Here is an 8,522-nt window from a genome sequence, read left to right as displayed (position 1 = left end):
TTTTTATTTTGTATAGGCTTTTTTGTTATTTTTAATGAATTAAATCTCCAACATTAAAGCTATGCGATTACTCACTATATTAAGTGTTTTGTTTTTGTTGCCAGCCTATTCTCAAACTATTACGGTTGATGATACAACAAATTCTCCAGCTCAACTGGTTAATTTGTTATTGGGGAATTCATGTGTTGAAGTTTCTAACATTAGTATTTCTTCCCCTCAATCAGTGGCTTATTTTAATAAAAATGGTTCTGTTTTTCCTATTAATGAGGGCATAATAATTCGAAATGGAGTAGCAAATTATTCTGCAGGTGCTTACACTGGAAACAACTTGAATTCACAAATAAATTCGAATAGTGATCCTTATTTACAAAATTTGAGTAATTCAAGTGGACAAATGGGTTCAATAACAGATGTAGCTTTTTTAGAGTTTGATTTTGTGCCTCTTTCAAGTAAGTTTAGTTTTGATTTTTTATTTGCTTCAAATGAATATGGACAATACCAATGTGGGTTTAGTGATGTTTTTGCATTTGTATTAACAAACTTAAATACAGGAGTATCTAATAATTTAGCTGTTATTCCAGGCACATCAACACCGGTTACTGTTAAAGACATTAGAAATTCAGCCCATAACAATGCTTGTGCTTCAATAAACCCTATATTTTTTGGAACTTATAATGTAGGAAATCCAACAGCTGCACTTAATATGCGTGGTAACACTGTAGTAATGAACGCCTCTTCTATAGTAACCCCTAATACTCCGTATAAAATAAGATTAGTCATAGGTGATTATAATGATGCTAATTTTGATTCAGCTGTTTTTTTAGCTGCTGGAAGTTTTACAACAACGTTAGATCTTGGGCCAAATCGAATTATCTGTGATGGCGATGAAGCTATATTGAATACAAACTTAGATAATACTTACACTTATACATGGTATAGAAATGGTGTTGTTATTCCTGGAGCCAATGCCTCTTCTTACACGGTAACAACTTTTGGTACTTATAAAGTTGAGGCAGTTAAAGGTTCTTGCTTTATAACTGATACGATAGTGTTTTCTAATTTAGCTGTAAGTAACCCCATCGATTTACAGACTTGTAATACGGGGGCATCGAGTTATGTCTTCAATTTAAGTACAAATAATGAATCACAATTAGGAATCAATGTTTCTATTTATGATGTTTTTTATTATGAATCTTTAGCAGATATTGCCTCTAATACACCAATATCTAATCCTGCTGCTTTTTCAAGTCCGGGAGCTCAAACAATTTACTTGAAAATTTTTAATACAGTTACAGGTAAATTTTGTAACGCCGTTTATACGTTTAATTTAATTGTAAATAATCCTGTAATTGCCACACAACCACAACCTGTTTTATTGTGTCAATCAGCAGGAGGATCGGACACTTCTTTTGGGTTGAATGCATTAGATCCTCAGGTATTAAATGGTTTATCTGCCTCAAGTTATACAGTAAGTTATCATCTTTCTTCTGCAGAAGCTAATTCAGGATCAAATCCAATTACTAATGTTACTATCCCAAGCGGAGCAACTACAATTACCGTTCATATTAGAATTCAAGATAACTCAAATTCATCATGTTTTGATACTACTTCTGTTACCATTACAGTGAATCCGTTACCAATTGTTGATGATATTCCAGATCCTACAGAGTGTTCTGATTTTGTTGTTCCAATTTTAACAAATGGTACAGTTTTTTCTGGGCCAAATGGTACAGGAACACAATATAATCCAGGCGATATAATTGATTCACAAGGTACTTATTATGTTTTTGTTGGTCCAGATGCTAATGGTTGTACAAATCAGTCTTCATTTTTCATAACGATGATTGATGAATTTGTACCTAAGCGAGATAATTGTGGAAGTTTTGTTGTTCCAATACCTCCAAAAAATGTTGGTGCTTTTTATACGGCTCCTGGAGGCCCAAGTGGATCAGGCACATTAATACCTTCAGGCACAGTTTTTACAAATACAGGATCAACTTCTATAACTCAAAATATCTATTATTATGCTGAGGTAAACGGTGTTTTTTGTAGAGATCAATTGTTCACTATTTATATTCATCCTGTTCCATTAGTTGATCAAATTTCAGATGTAGTTACCTGTGATTCTTTTGTTTTACCACCGCTTATTCATGGTTCTTATAATACAATGGCAGACGGATCTGGTTTAACATTGAATCCTGGAGATATAATTAGTGTGAATGGACCTAATTTTCCTGGTACATATTACGTATTTAATTTGGCACCCCATATCACAAGTCAGGGACAACCTAGGGCTTGTACAGCTAATGATCCTTTTGTTGTAAGTTTGGTTGATACTTCACAGTTTACAGCTATTAGCCGTTGCGGTTCATATACATTACCAGCTATTTCTTTTGGAGGATATTTTTCAGCACCTTTTGGTGGTGGGTCATCAATTGATCCTGCTATTCCAATTACTACTTCCCAAGTAGTTTACTATTTTGCTAATACAACAACGCTGCCTAATTGTACAAACAATTTGAATTTTAATATAACTATCTATCCTATGCCAGTAATGGATCCTAATCCGAGCGGTACATATTGCGGAGAGTTTTCATTACCATTACTTTCAAATGGAGGAGTTTATTATAAATTATCTGGAGGCCCAAGTGTTCCGGGTCAAACCCAGTTGATTCCTGGTCAATTAATAGATTTAACAGGGACAAACTTAAGCCCAGGAACTTATTATATGTTTTATGGTCCAGATATTAATGGATGTTCTACCGAGCAGGCATTTACTATAAATATTAATCCATTTCCGCCAACAGATGGTGTCTTAGATCGGTTTGAATGTAATCCTTATTCGATACCAACACCAGTACACGGACAAATATATACAGCTCCAGGAGGTCCAAGTGGAGGAGGAACTTTAGTTAATTCTTCCCAAGTTTTCAATAATACGAACACTTTTTATATTTATAATATTAATCCAGTTACATTATGTAAGAGGGATTTACCTTTTACTGTGAATTACGTAGGTATAAATCTGCCTAATTATTCAGATATAAACGTTTGTGAATTTGAAAATTATGTTCTACCACCATTAACACATATAGCTCCTTCTCCAGACAATTATTCTATTGGCTATTTTTATGACCAAGCTGGAACTATTCCTGTTCCAAATGGAACTATTTTTAATACTCCAAATACAGTGACAAAAATATGGGTAGTTGCTAAAAATGGAGATAGGATTACCTGTACTGCTAGAGATAGTTTTGATATTATCGTTTCTAAAACGCCTGATTTAAGTGCTTTAGGATTAGTTTTTGATAATGAAGAGTGTGGCACTTATGCTTTACCCACTTTACCAACGGTGCCTTACAATATTGGTTATTTTTCACAACCTGGTGGTGTTGGCCCAATTACCAATTTTAATATTGTTAATACCACTGGAAGCCCAGAAACGTATACATATTATGTATATGCTTCAGCTACAAATAACACAAATTGTAACGATGAAATTTCCTTTACTTTTACAGTTTACCCTTTATTAAATATAGTTTTACAAGACGGATTTATTTGTGTTGATCCTGTGACAAATAATACTTTGAGAACTTATACGATTTCAACAGGATTAAATCCAGCTATTTATACAGTAAATTGGTATTTAAATGGCGTGTTAATGGGAACGGGACCAAATTATATAGCTTCTCAAGCAGGTACTTATGACGTAAAATTTATTAAACTAACACCAGACATTGGCGCCGATTGTAATTATAGAGACACGACTGTTACGGTTTTTGCTTCGGGTCCTGCATCAGCTGGATATGAGGTAAGTAATGCTTTTGAATGGAATACTTTTATTTCTGTTGTTATAAATGGCGGATTTGGTCAATATGTTTATCAATTGGAGTATCCAGATGGAACTTTTGGTGAAATTCAAACGAGTAATCTTTTTACAAATTTAGAAACGGGTATTTATAATGTTCATATTTATGATATTTTGGCAGGATGTTCACCATCTTTTGTTGGACCAATTCATATCATTAATTATCCGAATTATTTTACACCAAATGGAGATGGATATAATGATTATTGGAATATTACGGATTTTAAACATCAACCAGGAGCTGTAATTAATATTTTTGATCGTTACGGGAAGTTAATTAAACAAATGTCACCAGCATCTATAGGATGGGATGGTAAACTTAATGGTAAAGATTTACCTTCAACTGATTATTGGTTTACTATTGAATACACCACACCAAGAGGCGAAAAATCTATTTTTAAGTCTCATTTTTCATTAAAAAGATAAAAAAAGGAAGATGAAAGCTTCCTTTTTTTATCTTATAAGTTGATAATTAGTTGGATGGGGTATTGATCAATGGAAAGAATTTTCTATTCCATATATTAAAAAGAAACTTTTAAAATTTCTTTTAGTATTATTCGACTTCTGATACTCGTAAAGTGTTGACCATTCCTTTATTTGCAATTGGCATAGCCGCTAGATTTATCACCATATCTCCTTTTTTAACATATTTACGTTCTTGACAAATAGCATTAATATCTTCAATAGTATCATCTGTACTAACGAATTTATCATAATAGAAAGCGCGCACTCCCCATAAAAGATTTAATTGTGTAAGAATCCGTTTATTTGAAGTGAATACTAAAATATGTGATTTTGGTCGCCAAGCTGAAATTTGGAAAGCGGTATATCCACTATTTGTTAAAGTGGTAATTGCTTTTGCATTAATATCATCAGCCATTAAAGCAGCATGGAAACAAACAGATTTAGTTATAAAACGAGAATTTTTGATGTTTGGAGCCACATGAGGAACTTGAATCAACGATGAGTCTTCTACACTTTCAATAATATTTGTCATAGTTTCAATAACTTGAACAGGATAGTTACCCACAGAAGTTTCCCCAGATAACATCACTGCGTCAGCTCCATCCATTACTGAGTTTGCCACATCATTAACTTCAGCTCTTGTGGGAGTTAGACTTGTAATCATGGTCTCCATCATTTGAGTAGCTACAATTACAGGAATACGAGCTGTTTTAGCTTTCAAAATTAATTTTTTTTGTATTAGCGGTACTTCTTGTGCAGGAACTTCAACACCCAAATCTCCTCGAGCTACCATTAAACCGTCGCAATTAATAACTATTCTGTCAATATTTTCTACAGCTTCAGGTTTTTCAATTTTTGCAATAATAGGGATTTTATGATCTGAATGCTGCGCGATTAAATCTTTTAAATCTTGCAAATCATCAGGTGTTCTTACGAAAGAAAGTGCCATCCAATCGACTTCATTTTCAATAGCAAATACGGCATCCTTGATGTCTTTTTGTGTTAAAGCAGGTAAAGAAACTTTAGTGTTTGGTAGGTTAACTCCTTTTTTAGATTTTAAAGGCCCGCCCTGAACAACTTTTGCTTTAACTTCTGTTTTTTTATCGGTTTCGATAACTTCAAAAATTAATTTTCCATCATCTAATAAGATTCTTTCACCCGGATTAACATCTGAAGGGAATGCTTTGTAGTTCATATACACTTTTTTAGCTGTTCCAAGGATGTCTTCTGCGGTTGTAAAGGTAATTATGTCTCCTTTTGAGACAATTACATCTTCTTTCATTACACCTACACGTAACTTAGGTCCTTGTAAATCTGCTAATATAGAAGTGGTGTATCCAAACTCTTTATTAAGTTCTCTAATTATATCTATTTTCTCTTTAACATCTGTGTAATCAGCATGTGAAAAATTGATTCTGAATACGTTTACTCCTGCATCAATCATATTTTTCATTATTTCTTTTGTACTACATGCTGGTCCTAATGTGGCAACAATTTTTGTTTTTTTAGAGGTATGCATATTTAAAAAATTAAATTGTTTATCGATTTTATAGCATCAACATCAGCAATGTAGCAGGTTGATACTTGATTAATTTCAATTATTTTATTTACAACAAGTTGAGTGTTAAAATGATCGTCCAAATTTTCAATCTTTAATAAATAATCAGCTTTTTTTAGTTCGGGTATAAGATGAAACGTAACTTGATCTTCATCAAATAAGCCAATAGATGCATTTGATTTAGTAACAACTGTTTTGTTTGCAACTAAATTCCAAATTAAATCATGTTTATCATCATCAAAATAAAACCAAGGAAAAAATCCAGTTTCATTATTAGATTGGATGCAAATGTCCTTTTGATTTTTACTGAGTGATAACTCTAAACTTCGATTAATAAGATAAGCTAATTTGTAATCTTCAATTGTTGTATGAATGGCAATTAACTCAAAATCATTTGAGTAAAAATCATCGATTGTTAATTTTAGATGAGCCATTCGATTTTAATTATTCGTAAAGATAGGATTTATAACGGTTAAAAACCATAAAATTAATATATCAAATCGTTAAAAATGAAACTAAAACGTTTTAGTTGATAAAAAGATTAATTGTTTTTTCTAGATATTTTTTCTTGAAAAACAAAAAAAGCTCTTTTGGCAGCTGTTTCTTCCGCTTTTTTCTTCGAAGTAGCACGGGCTTTGCTTACAATTTGTTCGTCAATATAAAGTTTAACGCCAAAAAATTTTGCACCTTCTTTCCCATTATCTTCATAGATGTCAAATTTAAAACTTTTCTTTTCTTTCTGGCACCATTCGATAATCAAACTCTTATAACTAATTACTTTGCCTTCTAGTTTAGCTATGTCAACATAAGGTTTGATGATTTTATTTTGAATAAATTTTTCACAATAAGTATAGCCTCGGTCAAGATATATAGCTCCGATGAAAGCTTCAAAAATATTTCCGTGAATATTTTCACCAAAATGTTGGGGATTTACTTTACTCTCAACAAATTGAATTAAATTAAAATCGCGTCCCAATTCATTTAAATGTTCTCTACTTACAATTTTAGAGCGCATTTTGGTCAAGTAACCCTCATCGCCCGAAGGGACTTCATTGTATAAATGAGAGGCTATTACGCTACCAAGCATAGCATCTCCTAAAAATTCTAATCGTTCATAGTTGATTTGATTTCCTTTTTCATCTAATTTGTTAGCAGATCGATGAGTAAAAGCCTTTTCATAATATCTAAGCGTAGTAGGCTGGAAACCAAGGATAGTAGTTAATTTTTGAAAAAAAACCCCATCTTGTTCTGAAGAGGGGGATTTTTTTAATATTTTCTTTAAAATGCGACGCATCTATTATTCTTCTAATTTTTTGAATAACACACAAGCATTATGTCCACCAAAACCAAAAGTATTACTCATGGCAACTTTAATTTCTCTTTTTTGAGCTTGGTTTAAAGTTAAATTTAATGATGGGTCAATGTTTTCATCTACTACAGTGTGATTGATTGTTGGAGGAATAATGCCGTTTTTGATAGCAAGTATTGAAGCAATGGCTTCAATAGCTCCAGCAGCACCTAACAAGTGTCCTGTCATTGATTTAGTAGAGTTGATATTGATGTTTTTTGCGTGTTCACCAAATACGGCACTAATTGCTTTTAATTCTGCTACATCTCCAAGAGGAGTTGAAGTTCCATGTGTATTGATATGGTCAATATCCTCAGGTTTTAGTCCTGCATCATTTAAACAGTTCTGCATCACTGCAATTACCCCAATTCCATCAGGGTGTGGAGCTGTTAAGTGGTAAGCATCTGAAGATAATCCTCCGCCACCAACTTCACAATATATTTTTGCACCACGAGCTTTTGCGTGTTCGTATTCCTCTAACACTAAAGCGCCAGCACCCTCACCAAGTACAAATCCATCACGAGTAGCATCAAAAGGTCTTGAAGCAGTTTCTGGAGATTCGTTTCTAGTTGATAAGGCTTGCATGGAGTTGAAACCACCCATTCCTGCGATAGTAACAGCAGCTTCAGACCCACCAGATACAATAACATCACACATGCCTAAACGGATATAGTTAAAAGCATCCACCAAAGCGTTAGCTGAAGAAGCACACGCAGAAACAGTTGTGTAGTTTGGTCCCATAAATCCATTCCTCATTGAAATATGTCCGGGAGCAATATCTGCAATCATTTTAGGGATGAAAAAAGGATTGAAACGAGGTGTCCCGTCTCCTTTGGCGTAATTAAGTACTTCTTCTTGGAAGGTTTCTAATCCACCAATACCAGCACCCCAAATAACACCAACTTTATATTTGTTTAATTGTTCTAAAACTAAACCAGCATCTTTAATGGCTTCATCACTTGCTACAATTGCATATTGAGCAAATTTATCCATTCTTCTGGCTTCTTTTTTGTCGATAAAATCTTCAACATTGAAGTTTTTAACTTCGCAAGCAAATTTAGTTTTATGTTTTTCTGTGTCATAATAGGTGATAGGAGCCGCACCGCTTTTTCCACTAATCAAACCTTGCCAATACTCCTCTAAGTTATTCCCGATAGGAGTTAGCGCTCCAAGTCCTGTTACTACTACACGTCTTAATTGCATATGTTTTGGTTTAAGTTATATAAAAAAACCCAAAGTGCTTTTAATGAATTTTAAAAGAAACAATGGGTATTACATAATGT

At 33.3% G+C, this 8,522-nt stretch carries 5 protein-coding genes; 1 reads left to right on the top strand and 4 read right to left on the bottom strand.

Going from position 1 to position 8,522, the window contains the following annotated elements; translation table 11 throughout:
* Nucleotides 1-61: 61 nt before the first annotated feature.
* Nucleotides 62-4,294 carry a T9SS type B sorting domain-containing protein gene (locus tag QZ824_RS09515; protein WP_291275787.1) on the top strand — a complete coding sequence of 1,411 codons (4,233 nt, stop codon included), beginning with the start codon at nt 62-64 and terminating at the stop codon, nt 4,292-4,294.
* Nucleotides 4,295-4,421: 127 nt separating this feature from the next.
* Here QZ824_RS09515 and pyk read toward each other — a convergent pair whose 3' ends face one another.
* The 4 genes from pyk to fabF form a co-directional block, all read right to left on the bottom strand.
* Complete coding sequence (pyk, locus tag QZ824_RS09510) at nt 4,422-5,852, bottom strand: pyruvate kinase (protein ID WP_291275786.1); 1,431 nt, start codon at nt 5,850-5,852, stop codon at nt 4,422-4,424.
* 2 nt (nt 5,853-5,854) lie between these two features.
* Nucleotides 5,855-6,325 carry an IPExxxVDY family protein gene (locus QZ824_RS09505; RefSeq protein ID WP_291275785.1) on the bottom strand — a complete coding sequence of 157 codons (471 nt, stop codon included), beginning with the start codon at nt 6,323-6,325 and terminating at the stop codon, nt 5,855-5,857.
* A gap of 107 nt (nt 6,326-6,432) precedes the next feature.
* Nucleotides 6,433-7,185 carry a ribonuclease III gene (rnc, locus tag QZ824_RS09500; protein ID WP_291275784.1) on the bottom strand — a complete coding sequence of 251 codons (753 nt, stop codon included), beginning with the start codon at nt 7,183-7,185 and terminating at the stop codon, nt 6,433-6,435.
* Between the two features lie 3 nt (nt 7,186-7,188).
* Nucleotides 7,189-8,442, bottom strand: coding sequence for a beta-ketoacyl-ACP synthase II (gene fabF, locus QZ824_RS09495; protein ID WP_291275783.1), 1,254 nt, complete (start codon nt 8,440-8,442; stop codon nt 7,189-7,191).
* Nucleotides 8,443-8,522 lie beyond the last annotated feature (80 nt).

Source organism: Flavobacterium sp. (assembly GCF_021151785.1).
Classification (GTDB): domain Bacteria; phylum Bacteroidota; class Bacteroidia; order Flavobacteriales; family Flavobacteriaceae; genus Flavobacterium.
This window is presented reverse-complemented; position numbering and strand designations above follow the sequence as displayed.

Bases quoted from the DNA above. Each gene is read 5' to 3' on its own strand.
- QZ824_RS09515 (WP_291275787.1), top strand. From the start codon at position 62: ATGCGATTACTCACTATATTAAGTGTTTTGTTTTTGTTGCCAGCCTAT.
- pyk (WP_291275786.1), bottom strand. From the start codon at position 5,852: ATGCATACCTCTAAAAAAACAAAAATTGTTGCCACATTAGGACCAGCA.
- QZ824_RS09505 (WP_291275785.1), bottom strand. From the start codon at position 6,325: ATGGCTCATCTAAAATTAACAATCGATGATTTTTACTCAAATGATTTT.
- rnc (WP_291275784.1), bottom strand. From the start codon at position 7,185: ATGCGTCGCATTTTAAAGAAAATATTAAAAAAATCCCCCTCTTCAGAA.
- fabF (WP_291275783.1), bottom strand. From the start codon at position 8,442: ATGCAATTAAGACGTGTAGTAGTAACAGGACTTGGAGCGCTAACTCCT.